1 rRNA gene is annotated in these 278 nt (G+C 48.9%); it reads right to left on the bottom strand.

Annotation, left to right across the window (positions count from 1 at the left end):
• A 23S ribosomal RNA gene (locus KW837_RS28620) occupies positions 1-278 on the bottom strand; the annotation flags it as partial.

Genomic DNA, 278 nt, shown 5'->3' with positions numbered 1-278 from the left:
TACCCAACCACCTGTGTCGGTTTGGGGTACGGTTCCTGGTTACCTGAAGCTTAGAAGCTTTTCTTGGAAGCATGGCATCAACCACTTCGTGTTCTAAAAGAACACTCGTCATCAGCTCTCGGCCTTAAGATCCCGGATTTACCTAAGATCTCAGCCTACCACCTTAAACTTGGACAACCAACGCCAAGCTGGCCTAGCCTTCTCCGTCCCTCCATCGCAATAACCAGAAGTACAGGAATATTAACCTGTTTTCCATCGACTACGCTTTTCAGCCTCGC

Origin of the sequence: Pseudomonas sp. PDM24, assembly GCF_019218905.1 — a bacterium.
In the GTDB taxonomy this organism is placed as follows: Bacteria; Pseudomonadota; Gammaproteobacteria; order Pseudomonadales; family Pseudomonadaceae; genus Aquipseudomonas.
Note: the sequence above shows the minus strand (reverse complement) of the source record. Positions and strands in the feature narration are given on the sequence as shown.